Source organism: Novosphingobium sp. (genome assembly GCF_040398825.1).
Classification (GTDB): Bacteria; Pseudomonadota; Alphaproteobacteria; order Sphingomonadales; family Sphingomonadaceae; genus Novosphingobium.
In genome coordinates this window covers 16,296-34,104 of sequence record NZ_JBBATI010000032.1, presented here as the reverse complement: position 1 = coordinate 34,104, position 17,809 = coordinate 16,296, and the positions used below count along the sequence as shown (strand labels likewise).

Annotated in this window: 16 protein-coding genes; 10 read left to right on the top strand and 6 right to left on the bottom strand. The window is 66.1% G+C overall.

Annotation, left to right across the window (positions count from 1 at the left end):
* Window positions 1–6: 6 nt before the first annotated feature.
* The 6 genes from ABWP89_RS14600 (at window position 7) to ABWP89_RS14575 (ending at window position 7,075) form a co-directional block, all read left to right on the top strand.
* Entirely contained in the window at window positions 7–999 is a 993-nt protein-coding gene (locus tag ABWP89_RS14600; protein WP_353230186.1) for a hypothetical protein, read from the top strand.
* A 131-nt stretch (window positions 1,000–1,130) separates the two neighbouring features.
* Window positions 1,131–2,726 (top strand): C1 family peptidase, encoded by a 1,596-nt coding sequence (locus ABWP89_RS14595; protein WP_353230185.1) that lies wholly within the window; start codon window positions 1,131–1,133, stop codon window positions 2,724–2,726.
* Window positions 2,727–2,737: 11 nt separating this feature from the next.
* The gene (locus ABWP89_RS14590) at window positions 2,738–4,834 is read left to right on the top strand and encodes a RyR domain-containing protein (RefSeq protein WP_353230183.1); all 2,097 of its coding nucleotides are present in this window, start codon (window positions 2,738–2,740) and stop codon (window positions 4,832–4,834) included.
* Entirely contained in the window at window positions 4,819–5,589 is a 771-nt protein-coding gene (locus tag ABWP89_RS14585; protein WP_353230182.1) for an MlaE family ABC transporter permease, read from the top strand. Before ABWP89_RS14590 ends, ABWP89_RS14585 begins: the two co-directional genes overlap by 16 nt.
* Window positions 5,586–6,260 (top strand): ATP-binding cassette domain-containing protein, encoded by a 675-nt coding sequence (locus tag ABWP89_RS14580; RefSeq protein WP_353230181.1) that lies wholly within the window; start codon window positions 5,586–5,588, stop codon window positions 6,258–6,260. Before ABWP89_RS14585 ends, ABWP89_RS14580 begins: the two co-directional genes overlap by 4 nt.
* 53 nt (window positions 6,261–6,313) lie before the next feature.
* Window positions 6,314–7,075, top strand: a complete 762-nt coding sequence (locus ABWP89_RS14575; RefSeq protein WP_353230180.1) for an SPFH domain-containing protein — start codon at window positions 6,314–6,316, stop codon at window positions 7,073–7,075.
* A gap of 50 nt (window positions 7,076–7,125) precedes the next feature.
* Here the strand turns inward: ABWP89_RS14575 and ABWP89_RS14570 are convergent, their stop codons facing one another.
* From ABWP89_RS14570 to ABWP89_RS14550, 5 genes are read right to left on the bottom strand one after another with little or no spacing between them, the layout of a single operon-like run.
* Window positions 7,126–7,710 (bottom strand): ABC-type transport auxiliary lipoprotein family protein, encoded by a 585-nt coding sequence (locus tag ABWP89_RS14570; RefSeq protein WP_353230179.1) that lies wholly within the window; start codon window positions 7,708–7,710, stop codon window positions 7,126–7,128.
* A 23-nt stretch (window positions 7,711–7,733) separates the two neighbouring features.
* Entirely contained in the window at window positions 7,734–8,738 is a 1,005-nt protein-coding gene (locus tag ABWP89_RS14565) for an MlaD family protein (RefSeq protein WP_353230178.1), read from the bottom strand.
* A 59-nt stretch (window positions 8,739–8,797) separates the two neighbouring features.
* Complete coding sequence (locus tag ABWP89_RS14560) at window positions 8,798–10,297, bottom strand: aldehyde dehydrogenase family protein (RefSeq protein WP_353230177.1); 1,500 nt, start codon at window positions 10,295–10,297, stop codon at window positions 8,798–8,800.
* On the bottom strand, window positions 10,294–11,403 hold the full coding sequence (locus ABWP89_RS14555) for a mandelate racemase/muconate lactonizing enzyme family protein (protein WP_353230175.1): 1,110 nt from the start codon (window positions 11,401–11,403) through the stop codon (window positions 10,294–10,296). Before ABWP89_RS14555 ends, ABWP89_RS14560 begins: the two co-directional genes overlap by 4 nt.
* A 16-nt stretch (window positions 11,404–11,419) precedes the next feature.
* Complete coding sequence (locus ABWP89_RS14550) at window positions 11,420–13,024, bottom strand: GMC family oxidoreductase (RefSeq protein ID WP_353230174.1); 1,605 nt, start codon at window positions 13,022–13,024, stop codon at window positions 11,420–11,422.
* Window positions 13,025–13,134: 110 nt separating this feature from the next.
* Here ABWP89_RS14550 and ABWP89_RS14545 point away from each other — a divergent pair, with 110 nt between their 5' ends.
* Window positions 13,135–14,028: a LysR family transcriptional regulator gene (locus ABWP89_RS14545; protein WP_353230173.1), complete on the top strand. Its 894-nt coding sequence runs from the start codon at window positions 13,135–13,137 to the stop codon at window positions 14,026–14,028.
* Between the two features lie 2 nt (window positions 14,029–14,030).
* Here the strand turns inward: ABWP89_RS14545 and ABWP89_RS14540 are convergent, their stop codons facing one another.
* Complete coding sequence (locus ABWP89_RS14540) at window positions 14,031–15,386, bottom strand: alpha/beta hydrolase family protein (protein ID WP_353230171.1); 1,356 nt, start codon at window positions 15,384–15,386, stop codon at window positions 14,031–14,033.
* Window positions 15,387–15,559: 173 nt separating this feature from the next.
* Here ABWP89_RS14540 and ABWP89_RS14535 point away from each other — a divergent pair, with 173 nt between their 5' ends.
* The 3 genes from ABWP89_RS14535 to ABWP89_RS14525 are packed head-to-tail and all read left to right on the top strand — an operon-like array spanning window position 15,560 to window position 17,801.
* Entirely contained in the window at window positions 15,560–16,336 is a 777-nt protein-coding gene (locus ABWP89_RS14535; protein ID WP_353230170.1) for an SDR family oxidoreductase, read from the top strand.
* Entirely contained in the window at window positions 16,333–17,316 is a 984-nt protein-coding gene (locus ABWP89_RS14530) for an NADPH:quinone reductase (RefSeq protein WP_353230169.1), read from the top strand. Before ABWP89_RS14535 ends, ABWP89_RS14530 begins: the two co-directional genes overlap by 4 nt.
* A 29-nt stretch (window positions 17,317–17,345) precedes the next feature.
* The gene (locus ABWP89_RS14525; RefSeq protein WP_353230168.1) at window positions 17,346–17,801 is read left to right on the top strand and encodes a DUF3237 domain-containing protein; all 456 of its coding nucleotides are present in this window, start codon (window positions 17,346–17,348) and stop codon (window positions 17,799–17,801) included.
* Window positions 17,802–17,809: the final 8 nt, after the last annotated feature.

Below are 17,809 nucleotides of genomic sequence, written 5' to 3'. Positions count from 1 at the left end.
GCACAAATGCACAGCAGGATTTTGCAGGCCAGCACGGCGGCACTGGCGCTGGCGATGGTTCCGGCCACGGCGTATGCCCAGACCCAGGGGCCGTTTGTCGGCTATCAGGCGGCCGACCCATCGTATGGCAGCCCGACCTCGATGCCGGTGCAGAACGCGCAAGTCGCGCTCGATCTGTTCAACATCCAGGCCGAAGGCACCGATACCCAGACCCCCGATGGCGATTCCGATACGATCGGCGGGGCGTTTACCTATGGCAAGGCCGGGCTGCAGAAACTGGAACGCTATGACCTGCATTATCAGCACGCGCGCCGCATTGGCGAAGGATCGCGCATGCGGTTCCTGCTGGATGTGCCGGTCAACATTATCCATGCCGATCTGTTCACCGCGACTTTCCCCAATGGCGCGGGCGGCACGTTTACGGCCAATTTCGGTGGCGCCACCGCGGTTTATGGCACGGTCAACGCCGGGATCGAGGTGCCGGTCAAACCCAATTTCACGCTGACCCCGCGCGCCAGTTACAGCAACCTGCAGACCAGCACCTATTTCGGCAAAGGCGGGGAGCGCGCGGGTGCCTCGATCACGTCCCGGTACAAGTTTGCCCAGGTCGGGCGGGGCGATCTGGTGATCGGCGGCATGGTCGATTATTCGCACACGCTAAAACTGGGCCTGGCCAAACAGCTGTTTTTTCAACCGCAGGGCCTGTGGACCTTGCGCGGGGGGCTGGCCTATCAAATGCCGCTGAAATCGCGCATGTTCGGGCGGCAAAGCTCGTTTCGCGCCAGTTATGTGTTTACCGCGCTGACCGGCATCGACCACCTGCCGTACAACCAGATCCACGAACTGGGCATCAGCATCGGCGTGCGCACGCGTGAGGCCGAACAGAAAAGCCGGTTCGAACAGATCCGCATGGGGCTGCTTTACACCCATTCCCCCAGCACAATAACCAGCCAGGCAAACTATGATGCGGCCACATTGACGCTGGGTTACCGGTTCTAGAGCAGGATGCGATAAGAAAGAATCGCATCCTGCTCTAGAGTCTTTGTTTACGCGTGATTATTTGCGAAAAACCGGTACCCACTTTTTCGCATCACGCTCTTGCATTGGTCCATCGGGCGGGGGAGTTTCCTATGCGACACAATTTGGCGTTGGCACTGCTGCTGCTGGGCAGTGGGGGAATATGCACCAGTGTGCAGGCGCAGCCCGCTGGCGCAGCGGCGCCCGTACCGGATGCCGCCACCGTGGCACCCCCGCCCACGCGCTATCCCACCGGGGCCACGCCGCTTTCACCCGAAGAGTATGCCGCGTTGCCCAAACTGGGCACATTCCGCGCCTGGCGGCCCCGCCACGTTGATCTGTCGCCGATGTTTCCGCTGCCCGGCAACCAATACCCCAAACCCGATTGCACCGCCTGGGCCACCGCCTATTCCGGCCTTGGCTATCTGCGCGGGCTGACGCTGGGCCATCGCGTGGCGCTCGCCACCGAACAGCCCAGCCCGGTCTATGTCTACAACCGGCTGCGGCCGAACGGATCAAGCTGCACGGTGCCGACCCGCGTGATCGATGCGCTGAAACTGCTGAAAAACGAAGGGACCGCCACGTTTGCGGATTTTCCCGACAATCCCAATATCTGCAACGATCCGGCACCCCAGTCGCTGGTGTCCGGCAGCACCGATCAGAAACTGGGGGGGTGGAGCGCGATCAGCCGCGAAAATGCGCGTGACCCGCAATCGCCAGTGGTGCTCGATGACATTCGCGGCGCCCTGTTCCGGCAGCAGCCGGTGGTGTTCACAATGCCCGCGCCCGACGATTTCATGACCTTCAAAGGGTCGGCCGCCTATACCCATTCCCGCCACGAAGACAGCAACCTGCATGCCATGACGCTGGTCGGGTATGATGACGACCGGCAGGCATTCCGGGTGATCAACAGCTGGGGCAAAGACTGGGGCGATCAGGGCTATGTCTGGATCGATTACGATACTTTCACGCGGCTGGCGGGCGAAGCCTATGCCTTGCAAGGCCTGCACGACGTGCCACCGACGCCCGAACAGGCGGGCAACCTGACCCCGCGTCAGGCGCTGGATGCGCGAATGGCCAGCCTGCCCTGCGGCACCGCACGGCTGGGTGAAAAGGGCCCCCATCCCGTGCTGTCGGGCTTTGCCGGGGACGAAGACGCGCTGGATGGCCTGCACAAGGCGCTGCTGGCGGTCGACCCCGATGCCAAATGGGATATGGATTACCACCCCTGGCCACAGTGTGAGGCGGAAACCACGCTGGCCGCCGCATTTGCCGTGGGCGGGGTAAAGCTGGTTGCACAAACTGAAACCGGTGCGGCGCGGACGGGTGACCCGGTACTGATGAACGCGGGTGATAAATTCGGCCTGAGCGCGCAGACAACCGCCGCGCGGCCGTGGCTGACCGTGGTCTATCTGCAGAACGACGGCAGCGCGGTCACGTTGTACCAGGGCCAGGCGCCAGTGGGGCGGCGCGGGTTGCGCCAGGTCGGCATCGGCACCGGCGGATCGGGCCAGGTGCAATTTCAGGTCGGCGCGCCGTTCGGCCCCGAAATGATCATCGCCATCGCCTCTGCCACGCCGCTGTTCGGCACCGAACTGGAAAGCTATGCGACCGAACGCCAATTCCTGACCGGGCTGAACACCCGCCTGACCCGCGCCCAGCCCGGCACCGTGGCGGCGGCGGCCCTGCGCATCCGCACCAGGGGTTGACCAGCCCGGCCATGACCGGCGCCCGCTTTGCCCTCCGCGCGCCCGGTGCGGGGTGGGTGGCCATGCTGCTGGCACTGCTGGCAGGTGGTGTGGTGGCGCTGGCGGCGGAAATGGTGCAGCCGCATCCGGGGCTGGCCGATCTGGCGCGATTGAGTCTGGGGCAATTGCCCGCCGCCTATGACGCCGGGGCCGATCCGCCACCGCTGCTGGCGCTGACCGCGCTGGTGCTGCCGCTGCTGGAACTGGGGTTTGCCGCCACACTGCTGTGGATTTTGGTGCGCGCGCCGCTGCGGTTGCGGCTGGTGCGGTTGCGCGGGGATCACGTGATCATTGCCGGGACGGGCGAACTGGCGCGGATTGCCGCCACCCAGGCCCAGGCAACCGGCGGTGCGGTGCTGCTGTGGCAGGATGATCACGCTGCCGGCTGGGCCCGCGCAGCGCAGCGGCGCGGCGCAGGCTTTGTGACAATGGCCGATCTTGCGCACAGCGTTGCCGCGCTGGGCCTGGCCCGCGCGCGCAGCGTGTTGTTGCTGGGTGATGATCCGCGCGACAATGCCGATTGGGCCGCACGGGTGTTGCAGCATGCGGCGCAGGTGCGTGCCGCGGGCGATCCCTTGGCGGTGATCGCCCGCATCGATGATCCGGCACTGTGCGCAAAAATCACCGCCACGGCGGCGCAGACGGCCACGACCATCGCGCGGTTGCGCTTTGCCGCGCTGGCCGACCTGGCTGCGCGCCAACTGTTTCTGGATTGGCCACTGGACCGGTTTCGCCGCGCCGGGGTGGACCAGCGCCGCGTGGTGGTGTTCGGATTTTCACCGCTGATCGAACGCTATGTCCTGCGCATGCTGGCCGGCACGCATTATCGTGATGGTGTACGACCGCAATTCCATATCGTTGTGCCCGCTGCCGCCGGCGCTGCGGCACGGTTTCAGGCCGCCCATCCCGGTGCCGACAGCCTGTCACCGCTGGCATTCGCGCCGGCCGACTGGGCGGACGCCGATCGTGCGGTGGCATTGGCATTGTCCGGCGCGGCCGACCCGGTGGCGGTGCTGATCGACCCCGACGATACCGCCGTGGCGCCGGCGCTGGTGGCGGCGGTTGACCGGTATTACCGCAAGCACGACCGTGCCATGCCGCCGGTGCACGTGCGCGATGCTGGTGATACCGTGGCAGACCATGGCGCGATGGTTCACGCGTTTGGCGGGCTGGACCAGTTTGCCGACGCCGATGGGCTGCTGCAGGATGCGCACGACGCGCTGGCGCGGTCGATCCACGATTTCTATCTTGAAGGGCGGCTGGCCGCCGGCGACCGCATCGGATCGCGCGCATCGATGCAGGAATGGGACAATCTGGCCGATGGTTTTCGCGATGACAACCGGCTGGTGGCCGATTGTTATCAACTGAAACTGCGCGATATCGGTGCCCGTGTCACCCCGGGTGGCGGCCCGCCGCTGCGGCTGGAACCAGCCGAGCTGGAGGACCTGGCCCGCGCCGAACACGACCGCTGGATGGCGGCAAAGCTGGCCGATGGCTGGGTCCACGGGACGCAGCGCGACGATGCGCGGCGACTGCACCCCGATATCGTGCCCTATCATGCGCTGACCGAGGCGGTGAAAGACCTCGACCGCGAACAAGTGCGGGTGATGACCCGGCTGCTGGCGGCCAGCGGCGCACGCACCCTGCGCGTGCTGACCGTTGCGATCGAACCGGGGGTCGGCACAGCGCTGGTCGCCGGGCTGCCCGCGCTGCTGGCGGCGGTGGCGGCGCATTGGCCCGATCGGGTGGTGATCCTGTCGGGCGCGATCGACGATGCGCCCACGCGCCGTGCGCTGGCCACGTGCGACGCACGCGTGCGCATCGTGGTCGCCGGCAATGCCGGAACACTGATCGATCGGCTCGATCCGGCGGGGCGCAGCGCGGTGCAGGCGCTGCTGGCGCAGGCCGACACGATGGTCGCCGCCCTGCCCGGCGCGGGGGTCCGCGATGCGGTATTGGCCGGCGCCGATCTGGTGATCGCCCGCGACGCCACGCCGGATCATGCCTGCCCCGTGGTCCGGCTGGCACCTGATGGCCGGATCAGGGTGGCGCCATGGCTGACCGCATGAACCCCGTCAGCGCGTTTGTGCGCGGTATCGGCACCGGCGCGTGGCTGACTGCGCGCGCGCTGCGCGGGGTATGGGCGCCGCTGTGGACCGGCGATCCGCTGGTAGAGGCGGGGATGACCGACTCGCTGGCGCGGTTCACCTGGGGCCCCTTGCCCACGCTGTCGGTGCTGGCCGCGCTGACCGGGGTGATCGCCGGGGTGTCGGTCGGCCGCCTGTTGCAGTCCTATGATGCGCCCCTGCTGATCCTGGGCGCGCTCGACACCGTGTTGCTGCGCGAAGTGCTGCCGCTGATCGTCGGGGTGTTTGCATCGGGCAGCGTGTCGGTCGAACTGTCGTCACGGCTGGGCGCGATGTCCCTGGCGCGCGAAATCGACGCGATTGAGGCGATGGGCCACGATCCGGTGCCACGCGTGCTGGGCCCGCCGATCATCGCGGTGCTGGTGGCCAGCCCGGTGCATATGCTGGCGGTGGCGGCCGCGGCACTCGCGGGCACGATGGTGCCCGTTCATCTGGCCGCGCATGTCGCCTATCGTGATATGGCCGCGATCGCGGTGTCGGCGGCCAGCGGCCACGCGCTGCTGATCGGCATGGCCAAGGCGCTGCTGTTCGCGTGTCTCGCATTCGGCGTGGGCGCCACCATCGGCGCTGCGCCGGTGCGTGTGCCGACCGGCATCGGCCGCAACGCCGGCCGCGCATTTGTGACCGGGCTGCTGGCGATCTTTGTCGCCGCCGCGCTGTGGAGCGCGCTGTCATGAGTATTGCGCCGGTGCTCACGATGGCGGGCGTGTCGCTGGTGCTGGGCGATGTGCGGCTGTTCGATGGTATCGACCTGACCGTGGGCGCGGGCGAACGCGTGGGCGTGGTGGGTGACAGCGGCACGGGCAAATCGGTGCTGCTGCGGCTGGCCAGCGGCCTGACCGATCCGCTGGCGGGCACGATCACGCTGTTCGGTGAAAGCCTGGTCAATGCCGAACCCCCGCAACGCCGCATCCTGCGTTCGCGCTGTGGCCTTGGTCTGCAAGGCGGATCACTGATCAGCGGGTTGACCGTGGAGGACAACCTGTGGCTGGCATTGGGCGCGGTCAGCGCCGCCCGCGCGCGGTTGCGCCGCCGGCTGGACCGCGTGATGTATGAATTCGGCATCGACTATGCCGCCGCCATGCGCGCGGGCGACCTGTCGCAGGGCGAACGCCAGCGCGTGGAACTGGCGCGCGCGTTCCTGCGCAACCCCGAACTGCTGGTCCTGGATGAACCGCTTGAGGCTTTGCGCGCCTGCGGGCCCGACATGGAAACCCGGTTGCTGCGCCAGATCACCCCGCGCGGGCGCAGCCTGCTGCTGTTGACCCAGGACGTCGCACTGGCGGAACGGCTGTGTGACCGCGTGCTGCATCTGGTGCGTGGGCGACTGGTGACTTTGTCCGGTTAGCGGCGCATAACCTGCGTCATGCTGGCAAATGCGCCCGGCGATAAGGAGTTTTCATGCCAGAAGCATTTTCCGGGTTCGGGTTCGTCCTGATCCTCATCGCGATCGTGCTGGCGCTAAAAAGTTTCGGCATCAACCAGGAATACCAGCGCGGCGTGGTGTTCCGGCTGGGCCGCCTGATGGAAACCAAGGGCCCGGGCTGGTTCTGGCTGATCCCGCTGATCGAACGCGTGGTAAAAATCGATATGCGCGTCATCACCTTTTCGCTCGCCACGCAGGAAACCGTCACGCGCGATGGCGTCGCGGTCAAGATCAACGCGGTGCTGTGGTTTCGCGCGGTCGATGCCGCCAAAGTGGTGACCACGGTGGTCGACTGGTCCAGCGCCGTGATTCAAGCCGCCGAAACCGGCCTGCGCGATGCCATCGGCCAAAGCGAGCTCGATCTGATCCTGAAAGACCGCACATCCATCAATGCCCGCCTGCTCGACATCCTGGGCAAGACGGTTCAGCAATGGGGCGTGAATGTCGATGCGGTCGAAATCAAGGATCTCGACATACCCGAACAGATGCAGCGCGCCATCGCCCGTGAAGCCGAAGCCATTCGCGAAAAACGCGCACGGATCATCAAGGCCGAGGGCGAAAAAGAAGCCTCTGCCACGCTGGCCGAAGCCGCGCGCACGATCGGCGAAGTACCCGGCGCGCTTGAACTGCGGCGCCTGCAAACGTTGAGCGAAATCGGCGTCGAGCACAATTCCACGATCGTCGCGATGTTCCCCACCGAACTGCTGGAGGCCGCCACCCGCATCGCGCGGAGTTGATACGGCGACCCGGCAAAACACGCACGATCCTCCCCGACCGGGGAGGACATTCAGCAACCCGCCGGTGTCGCTCCGCTGGCAAGGTCCTGGGCAAAGGCGGTCGTCGCGCCGGTCAGCGCCGCTTCAAAGGCTTGCGCACGGTCACTGGGGCTCGGTCCGGCAAACGCAGCGCGGGCGCACCATGTGCCGGTGCGGGCGACTTTGCCATGTTCGATCACGGTGGCGTCGAATGCGACGACCGCGCTGCCGGGGGTGCCCGACACTTCTTCAAACCGGGTGAGCGTGGTCAGTACGCGCAGATCGGCGGGCAGCGACAGCCCGGGGCCAGTGACGGCGGCAAAGCGGGCGCGCAGGCCGGTGACCAGGGCAAGCTCCACCGCCTTTGACGGCGGGACTTCCCAGAACAGGCTTTTGGCCTGGTTGATTTCGCCGGGGCGGGTTGGGTCGATAAAGGCGTAGCGGGTTTTGGCAGCGGCGCCGGTGGCATCGACCCCCGCCACCGATACGCTGCGCGGATCAGGTTTTGTCGCCGGGGCAGCGCCGGTTGCGGGCGCCAGCCGCAGCGTGATCGGCGCATCGGCCTTGCCCATCACCGCACAACCGCCGGTGCCCAGCGCGATCAGCGCCGCCAACATACACTGCGTTGCAGCCCGCTTGTTCACTTTTTGGGTTCCAGTCCGGGTGGGTCCTTGAACTGCTGGCCGCGCAGCACAAAGGTCGGGTCCGCGGCCAGCCGTTCGGACAGCGCATCCATGTTGGCGCTCATCCGTTTCAGATTGGCAGTCGCCTCAACCAATTGGGCCGATGCGCCTTCCAACAGCTGGTTGGCATGGGTGGAGCTTTTGGCGGCCTGATCGACCAGCACCGCCAGATTGGCGCGGTTGTCGGCCACCACGCCATTGGCGTTCTGCAGGATGCCATCGACTTGTGCGACGTTCACCTTGGCCATTTTGCCTGTCAGCGTGCGCACATTGCCCAGTGATACCGCCAGATCGCCCCGCCCCGGCACAAAGCTGCGATCGAGATGATCGCTGAGCGAATTGAGCGCGGCCAGGGTCTGTGTCGCGTTGTCGGCAATCTGCGCCATATTGGCCCCGCCGCTGCCCGACCCAAGCATCGCCTGCAGGCGTTGCGCCATCTGGTTGGCAGTGGCGGCCACGCTGGCCGCCTGCTTCACCGCCATGGTGGCAGAGGTGATCAGATCGGGCGCGCGGCGGCATCCGGCAATCGCCCCTGCCCCGGCATCCAGCCCCGGCACAGCCACGCAATCCTGCGCCACCATCGCTACCTGGCATTGCGCCGGGGTCGCCGCCACAGCGGGTTCGATCGCCACCAGTTCGATCGCCGGGGGGGTAAACGGGTTGGCGGCGGCGGCGCTGACATAGCTGCACGCCGACGCCCGCCAGTCGCGCCGCACATTCAGCGCCACGCGAAAATTGCGGCTGACCGGATCAAGCGCGACCGAGCGCACCGCACCCACCACCACTCCGCGAAACGCCACCGGCGTGCCCGCATCCAGCCCCGCCACATTGTCGAGCGTGGTGGTCATGGTGCGATAGCGGAACAGCGGATCGGGCACGAACGCGACGACCGCGACCACCACCAGCGCCGCCACGCAGACGCCGACGCCCCATCTGATCTGTGCCTGTGTCCCCGGCGCCATGATTATCCCCTGCGGGTCGGACTTTCGGCCGATCCCCCGTGGTGTCAAGCGCAAACCGATCACGCGCCGGGCGGCGGAGTCAGCCGGATCGTCACCGCCTTTGTGCTCAGGAATGCCGAAATGCCGTCGTGGCCTTTTTCGCGGCCATAGCCGGATTTCTTGCGCCCGCCGAACGGCACCGAAATGCCCCCGGCCCAATAATCGTTGATCGTCACCTGCCCCGAATCCAGATCGCGCGCCATCGCCAGCGCGCGCGTGATGTCGCGGCTGTATATCCCTGCCATCAGGCCAAATTCGGTGGCGTTGGCGGCGGCCAGCGCCGCTTCATCGGAATCGACGATCTGGATCGACAGCACCGGGCCGAATATTTCCTGCGTCACGCACGCGTCATCGCCGGGCAGATCATCGATCAAAGTGGGGCGATAAAACCACCCGGTGTCGCGCGCATCATCCGCGCCGGTTGCGCCCCCGGTCAGGATCGTGCGGCCCCGCGCGCGTGCGCCATCGACATGCGCGGCAATGCGATCCAGCTGCGCGGCCGAATTGATCGCGTTGATATCGCAGCCGCGCAACCCATGGCCGACGCTCAGCGCCTCGGTCAATGCGACCAGCTGACTCACCACTTCGTCATGCCGCGGCCGCGCGATGATCAGCCGCGATCCGGCCGAACAGACCTGCCCGGCGTTGGAAAAGATGCCCCACAGCGCGCCATTGGCCACCGCCATGGCATCGCAATCCGACAGCGCGATCAAAGGCGATTTTCCGCCCAGTTCCAGCGTCACGCTGGCGATGTTGCGCGCGGCCACTTGCGCCACGCGCGCGCCGGTGGTGACCGACCCGGTAAAGGTAACGTGGCGGATGGCAGGATGTTCAGTCAAAGGACCACCCGCGGCAACGCCGGTGCCGGTCACGACATTGACCACGCCTGCGGGCAACCCCGCCTCTACCAGCAATTGCGCCATGATCAGCGCAGTGAACGGCGTGGTTTCCGCCGGTTTGACCACTGCCGAACAGCCCGCCGCCAGACAGGCGGCAATGCTGCGCGCAAAGGTACCGGTGGGGTAGTTCCACGGAATGACATGCGCCGTCACACCGACGGGTTCGCGGAATGTCATGCTGATCAGGTCCTGACCCAGCGGAATCTGCGTCCCTTCGATGGTCAGCGCGATCCCGGCGTAATAGTCGAACAAGCGCGCGGTGGCGCCGACATCGCCCTCGGCCTCACCCAGCGCTTTGCCAGAATCGAGCGAATCAACCATCGCCAGCAGCGCGGCATCACGGCGCACCAGCGCGGCCATGCGCGACAACACGCCATGGCGTTCCCCGGGGGTCGATTTGCGCCACACCGCAAACCCGCGCGTGGCCGATGCCACCGCACGTTCGACATCATCGGCGTCGCCCGCGGCAAACGCGGCAAATGGCCGCCCCAGCGCGGGATCAAGGCTGTCCATCATCTGGCCATTGATGGGCGGCTGAAATTGCCCATCAATGAAATGGCCATTGGGCAGAACGGGCAGTGCACCGGAATCGAGATAGGCGGCGGCATAGGCGTTGGTCATGCGGTGAACTCGCTCAATTGATAAGTCGACCGGTCCAGCCAGTCCTGCGAAATGGTGACGCCCCAGCCCGGCCCCGACGGAATGGTGACTTTCCCGCCATCGACGTTGAACGGATCGCCTTCGAACAGGCCATCCTGCCATGGGTAATAGTCGTCGCCTTCGATCGAAAATTCCAGGTATTTGCCCGCGTTGGGGATCGCGCCCAGCAAGTGCATCGTGCACACCGTCACCAGCGACAGGTTGGCACTGTGCGGGGTGCACGGCATGCCCGCCGCTGCCGCCATGTGGGCAACCTTCAGCGTGCGCGACAACCCGCCCATATACATCACGTCGGGCTGCACGATATCGACCACATGGCCATCGATCATGCGTTGCCAATGTGCCAGGTCCCAATCCTGTTCGCCGCCAGTCACATCCAGATCGAGCGCGGCGGTCACGGCGCGGGTCTGATCAAATTCCCAATAGGGGCACGGCTCTTCAAAATGGCCGATGCCTTCGTCCTGCAACATGTGCCCGACTTCGATCGCGCGTGCGGGCGAAAATCCGCTGTTGCCATCGACCAGCTTGGCCATGCCATCGCCCAGCGCGCGCGCGACGGTCGGGATCACCGCCTCGGTCCGCCCCAGCCATTCATCCACATCGCGCCCGCATTCGGCACCCACGCGCCATTTGAACGCGTCAAACCCGTATTGATCGCGCAGGGAACACAGCCGCCGCGCCTCATCCTCTGGCGTGATGTCGCGCTTCATCGATGAGGCATAGGCGCGCAACGCCTGGACTTTGCCACCGATCAGTTCGACCACCGGCTTGTCCTCCATGCGCCCGCGCAAATCCCACATCGCGGTATCCAGCCCGGCCAGCGCGCGATAGCGATAACTGCCCGGGTATTTGTGTTCGCGTTCCTCGACAATCCGCACCGCGCCATCGATATCCAGCGCATCGCGCCCCAGCACCCACGGCGCAACCTGGCGGTGAAAGATGGTGGCGGTAATGTCGGCGGTATACGTCGACAGCTGCCCCCAGCCAACGTCGCCGGTGTCGGTGGTCAGCCGCACAAAACCGACATATGCGTTGGAAAACGTTTCCAGCCTGGCAATTTTCGGCACGGGTTTTCAGCCTTTTTCAGTTGGCACGGATCAGGTCGGCAGCCTTGCGCGCCACCATGATCGTGGGCGCATTGGTGTTGGCAGAGGTGATATTGGGAAAAATCGACGCATCGACAACCCGCAATCCATCCACGCCATAAACGCGCAAAGTTGCATCGACCACGCCGCCGTCCGCCTCTGGCGCCATTTTGCAGGTGCCGCACAGATGGTGCACGGTGCCGCTGCGCGCCTTGAAATCATCGACGATTTCGGCATCGCTGGCGGCATCGATATCAAACGCGCGCGCTGTGATCAGGTCCGCCATCGCCGGGGTCGCGGCGATACGGCCGATCAGCCGTGCGGCGGCCACCACATCGCTGCGGTCCTGTGCTGTATCGAGATAATTGGGCTGGATCAGCGGCGCGTCGTGCGGATCGGCCGAACGCAGCGCAATCCACCCGCGGCTGGTCGGGCGGCAGGAATTGTGCCCGATAATGAAGCCGGGCCAGGGGTCGGGCTTGGTCAATTCGCGCTTGCCCACGGTCTCGGTCGAATAGCTGAGCGGGTTGAAATAGAGCTGCACATCGGGCCGCGCCAGATCGGGCCGGGTGCGCGCCATGCCGCCAATCTGGTTGATCGACAGGCTGAGCGGGCCCGACCGGCGCAGGACATAGCGTATGCCCGCCGCGATCCGCCCGGGCCACGATCCCAGCACCGCGTTCAGCGTCGGTTCGTTGGCGCGATACAGGTAATTGATACCAAGGTGGTCCTGCAGATTGCGCCCGACCGCGTGATTGGCCTTGACCACCGGCAGGCCCAGCCCCTGCAACAGCGGCGCCGGGCCAATCCCGGACCGCTGCAACAGCACCGGTGATCCCACGCCACCGGCCGCCACGATCACTTCGCCCAGCGCGGTTATGGTCTGCGTTCCGCCCTTGCCACGCACCGCCACGCCGGTCGCGCGCTGCCCGGCAAACACCACGCGTTCAACCAGCACGTGCGACCGCACCTCAAGATTGTGGCGCCGGCGGGCGGGATGCAAAAAGGCGTCGGCGCTGGAACAGCGCAGGCCATCGCGCGTGGTGATGGCATAGGGAAACACGCCTTCGTCCCCCAGCGGCGGCAGATCATCGCGCCGGGGCAGCCCGGCCTGTTCGCCCGCGCGGAAAAAGTGCTGTTTCAGCGGGTGACATTCGGGTTCGCGGTGGGACACCCACAGCGGCCCCGCCCCGTGGCTGCTGCCATCGGCATCGACATGGTGTTCAAACGCATCGAACACCGGCGCCACATCGCCCCAGCCCCAACCCGGATTGCCCGCCGCTGCCCAATCATCAAAATCGCTGGCCAGCCCGCGGCAATAGACCATGGCGTTGATCGAGCTCGACCCGCCGATCACCTTGCCGCGCGGCAGATAGGCGGTGCGCCCGTCCAGCCCCGGCACCGGGTCAGACCGGAACCGCCAGTTGACCCGCGCGTCGTAAAACGTGTGGCCATACCCGATCGGCATGCGAATCCAGAAATCGCGATCGCTGCCCCCTGCCTCCAGCAGCAGCACGCGGGTGTTCGGGTTTTGCGACAGGCTGTCGGCCAGCACGCAGCCGGCCGAGCCCGCGCCAATGATAATGTAATCAAAGCTTTCCAAATACCATCTCGCAAACCATGACTCGCTGGCCATGGCCTTGCGACAGCCGAAGCCATCAGACAATCAATATAAAATCTGGCAAAGGGGTCAAAATATTTTATAGTATCGCCATGGCCACCCCGCTTCCCCCGCTTGTCTGGCTGCGCACGTTCGAAGCCTGCGCCCGGCACCTCAGCTTTGCGCGTGCCGCCGACGAATTGGGGCTGACCCCGGCGGCGGTGGGCCAGCATATCAAGGCGTTGGAAAGCCACCTTGGTTTCATGCTGTTTGAACGGTTGCCGCGCGGCGTGCGGCTGTCCACCATCGGCCGCGCCTATTTCCCGATCGTCGCCACCATGCTGGATGACCTGACCATCGCCACCGCCGGGCTGTTTGGCGGGCAGAATGTGGCGGCGGTCACCGTGCGCTGTTCGGTCAGCTTTGCCACGCTGTGCCTGGCCCCGGCGCTGCCGCGGTTTACCGCGCTGCACCCCGCCATCCCGGTGAAAATCTATTCCTCGATCTGGAGCGATGACCTGGAGGACAGCCAGATCGACATCGACGTGCGGTTTGGCAATGGCCGATGGGAAGGGTTCACCGCGACCGCGCTAACCCGTGCCGCATCCATCCCCGTCTGCCCGCCGCGTACCGATTTTGGCGCTGATCCCGCGCGCGCGCTGTTCGATCTGGCCAGCGGGAGTTCGATCCAGATCGTCGGGCTGGACAATCTGTGGGTCGGGCTGTCACGCCAGCTGGGCTGGCCGGACGGTGCGGTGGTCAGCCGGTTTACCGTCGATACCTCGGCCATTGCGCTCGAACTGGCGGCATCGGGCACCGGTTGTGCGATGGTATCGGCCGATCTGGCGCGGCTGCACCTGCAACGCGGGCTGGTCAGCGCGCCGCCAGGCATCGTGCTGCACCACGACCTGACGCATTATGTGCTGTTGCCCGCGCGCGGCACCCGCCCCAGCCCGGAAACGCTGCGGTTCCGCGACTGGTTGCTGGAAACCTTTACCGGCCCCTGATTTCAGGGCTGTGCCGGCTTGTGCCACAGGATCAGCCCGTCCTGATGCCCGCGCCAAAAACCTTTCCACGTGGGGTTCGCGCCGCCCTGGCTCATCGCGGCATAGCCCGGCGCATCGCCCTTCCATTCGGCATGGTCCGATGCCTCTGCCGGCACATCCAGATAGGCGGCGCGGGCAACATCACCCTTTAGCCGGGTGTCGAGAAACGCGGTGATGAAATGCGTGGCGATCGCGTTGATGCGGTCCTTGCGCCACACGGGGTCGGAAAACCAGTCAAAGTCCCACAGCCGCGCGTGCATTTCCACCGGCGGCGGATTGGTGCCGATATCGTGCCCGGCGGCGACCAGCACCAGCATATGGCGGTCGGAATGCACAGCGCCCTCAAACAGCGCGACCGGGCCTTTTTCAAACCCCACCGTGCGGTCGGCGCTGCCCGCGATCACCAGTAGTGGCGCGTGCACCCCGGCCAGCCCGGCGCCGTCGGCCCCGAATACCGACCACGGCGCGCCACCGGCGGGCGAAATCGCCACCACCGCGCGCACCCCGGCATCGACCAGGCTTCCGGCCTTCGCGCCACTGCCAGCATAGGCCGCAACCAGATCGGCGGGCAGCGCCGCCACCGCCGGGCTGTGCGGATCAAGCCGCGCGCCCGCCACCGCCAGCACGCCATAGCCGCCCATCGAATACCCGATCAGCCCCAGCCGGTCGGCATCCACCAGCGTGCCCAGCATGCCACCGCGCACCGCGCTGATCGTGGCGGTAATGTCCAGCGGCCGCGCCAGCAGCGCCGCCGGGGTTTTGGTGCGGTCCCAGATCGGCGGATCGCGGTGTTCGGGCGCGACCACCACATAGCCCTTGGTCGCCAGGTTTTCGCCCAGCCAGCTCAACATCACGGGATCGTTGTTGTACCCGTGGCTCAGCACCACCACCGGATAATGCTCACCCGCCGGGGCCGCGTTGGCCAGCGCAATGCCCGGCACCGTAAATGCGGCGTCAGCGGTGCCCTTTTCGCCGGTCAGGCTGGCCGTATAGGTCACTGGCGCGGTGCCTGGCGTGGGCTTGGCCGGGTACCAGATGCGCAGATGCAGCACGCGCGTGGCCAAGACCGCGTGGCCCGCCGCCAGCGATGCGAGCGGATCGATCACATCATGCACGGCGATGATCTGCGTGCGCATGCCGGCCGCCGCCGGGCCGATTGCCGCCAGTTCGGGCGCATCGATATCGGGCACGCTGGGCGCCATGGTCGCCGGTTCGGCATGGGCAATGCCCAGCCCCGGCCCGGCCAGCAACGCCGCCAGCAGCGCCACGCCGCCATGACGGAGCAGGTCGCGGAACGGGCGGTGTCGGGTTGCGATCATGGTGGCCCCTGTTGCGAAAAAAGAAATTCAGGCGCCCTGCTTATCCGCCCCGGCGTGATCAGGCCAGCCCCGCCACCCCCCGGCAAAATTTTTCACCCATGGCGCAAATCAGGTCATTTGCAGCCCCCTGCCCGACACGGTAAGCGGGTGTGAAACGAACAGGACAGGGCGCCATGGCACAACAACGGATTGCGATTACCGCCGGCGCATCGGGCATCGGCCTTGCCCTGGCCCAGGCATTCGCGGCGCAGGGCGCGATCGTGCATGTCTGCGATGTGCAGGCAGAGGCGCTGGAGGCCGTGGGTGCGGCCAATCCGGCCATCCACACCAGCCACGCCGACGTCAGCAGCGATGCCGACATGGCGCGGTTCTTTGCCACGATCGGTGACACGCTGGATGTGCTGATCAACAATGCCGGGATTTCCGGGCCGACCGGGCGCTGCGAAGACATCGCGCCCGATGACTGGACCCGCACCATCGATGTCAATCTGAACGGCGCGTTTCGTGCGACCCGGCTGGCGATCCCGCGCTTGCGGCGGGGCCACGCGGCGTCGATCGTGATGATGTCATCCAACGCCGGGCTGTTCGGATGCCCCTTGCGCAGTCCTTACGTCGCCAGCAAATGGGCGCTGATCGGGCTGACCAAGACGCTGGCGATGGAATTGGGGCCAGAGGGCATCACCGTCAACGCGGTGTGCCCCGCCAGCGTCGAAGGCCCGCGCATTCGCGGCGTGATCGCGCGCGACGCCGCCGCACGCGGGCTGGACACCACGGTGGTAGAGGCCGAATACAAGCGCCAGAGTTCCATGCGCCAGTTCATCCAGCCCAGCGAGATCGTCGATATGGTATCTTTTCTGATTTCGCCGGCCGCCCGGAATATTTCGGGCCAGGCCATTGCCGTCGATGGCCACACCGAAGGGCTGTGGTCCGATCTGGAGCCAGCAACATGAAGGCCGTGTGGTACCAGGCAGTCGGCCCTGCCGCACAGGTTCTGCACCATGGCGACCGGCCCGATCCGGTGCCGCAGCCCGGCGAAGTGCGCGTTCGCCTGCACGCCTCCGGCGTCAACCCGTCGGACGTGAAATCGCGCGACGGTTTGCGCGGGCCGATGACGCTGCCGTTTCAGATCCCGCATTCGGATGGCGCCGGGGTGATCGATGCGGTCGGCGATGGGGTTGCACCCGATCGCGTCGGCACCCGCGTCTATGTGTGGAATGCCGCGTGGCGCCGATCCGATGGCACCGCGGCGCAATATGTCTGCCTGCCCGCGCAGCAGGCCGTGCCATTGCCGGATGATGTCGATTTTGCAACCGGCGCCTGCCTTGGCATCCCGGCGATGACCGCGGCCTGGGCCGTGTTTGCCGATGGCGATGTGGCGGGACAGACGGTGCTGGTCACCGGCGGCGCGGGATCGGTGGGTGAAATCGCCATCCAGCTGGCGCGCTGGGCAGGCGCGACAGTTATCGCCACGGTCAGCGGCGCGGCCAAGGCCGCCGTGGCCCACGCCGCCGGCGCGCACCACGTCATCAACTATCGCGACCAGGACGTGGTAGAGGCAGTCATGGCCGCAACCAGCGGCAACGGTGTGGACCGCGTGGTAGAGGTGGAATTCGGCGGCAATCTGGCGGCCACGCTGCCGATCATCAAGGTTGGCGGGGTGATCGCATCCTATGGTTCGATGGCCGACCCGACACCGCAATTGCCGTTCTATCCGCTGATGTTCAAGAACGTGACTGTGCGCATGCTGCTGGTCTATTTATTGCCGCCCGCCGCGCGCGCGCTGGTGATCGACCGGCTGGCCGCTGCCATGGCGCAAGGCGCCCTGCGCCCGCGCATAGCCTTGCGCGTGCCGCTGGAGGACGCGGTGACGGCGCATCAGGCGGTTGAAAGCGGCGATCTGATCGGCAACGTGGTTATCGATATTGCCTGATGGCGCGCATTGGGGGGGGAATACCGGGCATGCTGACGCTTGAACCGCTGTTGTCGTTTTCCAACCCGATCACGGTGCAGGCGATCGGGCAGACCCCGTTCGGCACGCGCACCACCTATATCGTGGGTGAAGGGACGTTTGCGGGTCCGCGCCTGCACGGTCGCATTTTGCCGGGCGGCGGCGACTGGATGGTCGAAGGTGGCGATGGCCTGTGCCAGCTGGACGTGCGCAAAACCTTTGAAACCCACGATGGCGCGCTGATCGATGTGCGCTACACCGGGTTGTATCAGATCACCGCCGCGGTCACCGCGCGGCTGGCTGCGGGCGAATCCTGTGATTTTGGCGATACGCTGTTTCAGGTGCAGGCGCGGTTTGAAACCGGCGATGCGCGCTATGGCTGGCTAAACCGCACGCTGGCAGTCGGCGAAGCACGCGAAACCAGCGCGGGCGTCGAATACCGGCTCTATGCCCTGACCGCAGGCTGATTGCCCAG

What these genes read in the sequence shown, in the direction of transcription:
- ABWP89_RS14570 (WP_353230179.1), bottom strand. Translation starts at nt 7,710, where the DNA reads ATGTTGGCGGCGCTGATCGCGCTGGGCACCGGCGGTTGTGCGGTGATG.
- ABWP89_RS14525 (WP_353230168.1), top strand. Translation starts at nt 17,346, where the DNA reads ATGCTGACGCTTGAACCGCTGTTGTCGTTTTCCAACCCGATCACGGTG.
- ABWP89_RS14590 (WP_353230183.1), top strand. Translation starts at nt 2,738, where the DNA reads ATGACCGGCGCCCGCTTTGCCCTCCGCGCGCCCGGTGCGGGGTGGGTG.
- ABWP89_RS14560 (WP_353230177.1), bottom strand. Translation starts at nt 10,297, where the DNA reads ATGACCAACGCCTATGCCGCCGCCTATCTCGATTCCGGTGCACTGCCC.
- ABWP89_RS14575 (WP_353230180.1), top strand. Translation starts at nt 6,314, where the DNA reads ATGCCAGAAGCATTTTCCGGGTTCGGGTTCGTCCTGATCCTCATCGCG.
- ABWP89_RS14530 (WP_353230169.1), top strand. Translation starts at nt 16,333, where the DNA reads ATGAAGGCCGTGTGGTACCAGGCAGTCGGCCCTGCCGCACAGGTTCTG.
- ABWP89_RS14585 (WP_353230182.1), top strand. Translation starts at nt 4,819, where the DNA reads ATGGCTGACCGCATGAACCCCGTCAGCGCGTTTGTGCGCGGTATCGGC.
- ABWP89_RS14600 (WP_353230186.1), top strand. Translation starts at nt 7, where the DNA reads ATGCACAGCAGGATTTTGCAGGCCAGCACGGCGGCACTGGCGCTGGCG.
- ABWP89_RS14595 (WP_353230185.1), top strand. Translation starts at nt 1,131, where the DNA reads ATGCGACACAATTTGGCGTTGGCACTGCTGCTGCTGGGCAGTGGGGGA.
- ABWP89_RS14580 (WP_353230181.1), top strand. Translation starts at nt 5,586, where the DNA reads ATGAGTATTGCGCCGGTGCTCACGATGGCGGGCGTGTCGCTGGTGCTG.
- ABWP89_RS14565 (WP_353230178.1), bottom strand. Translation starts at nt 8,738, where the DNA reads ATGGCGCCGGGGACACAGGCACAGATCAGATGGGGCGTCGGCGTCTGC.
- ABWP89_RS14545 (WP_353230173.1), top strand. Translation starts at nt 13,135, where the DNA reads ATGGCCACCCCGCTTCCCCCGCTTGTCTGGCTGCGCACGTTCGAAGCC.
- ABWP89_RS14535 (WP_353230170.1), top strand. Translation starts at nt 15,560, where the DNA reads ATGGCACAACAACGGATTGCGATTACCGCCGGCGCATCGGGCATCGGC.
- ABWP89_RS14540 (WP_353230171.1), bottom strand. Translation starts at nt 15,386, where the DNA reads ATGATCGCAACCCGACACCGCCCGTTCCGCGACCTGCTCCGTCATGGC.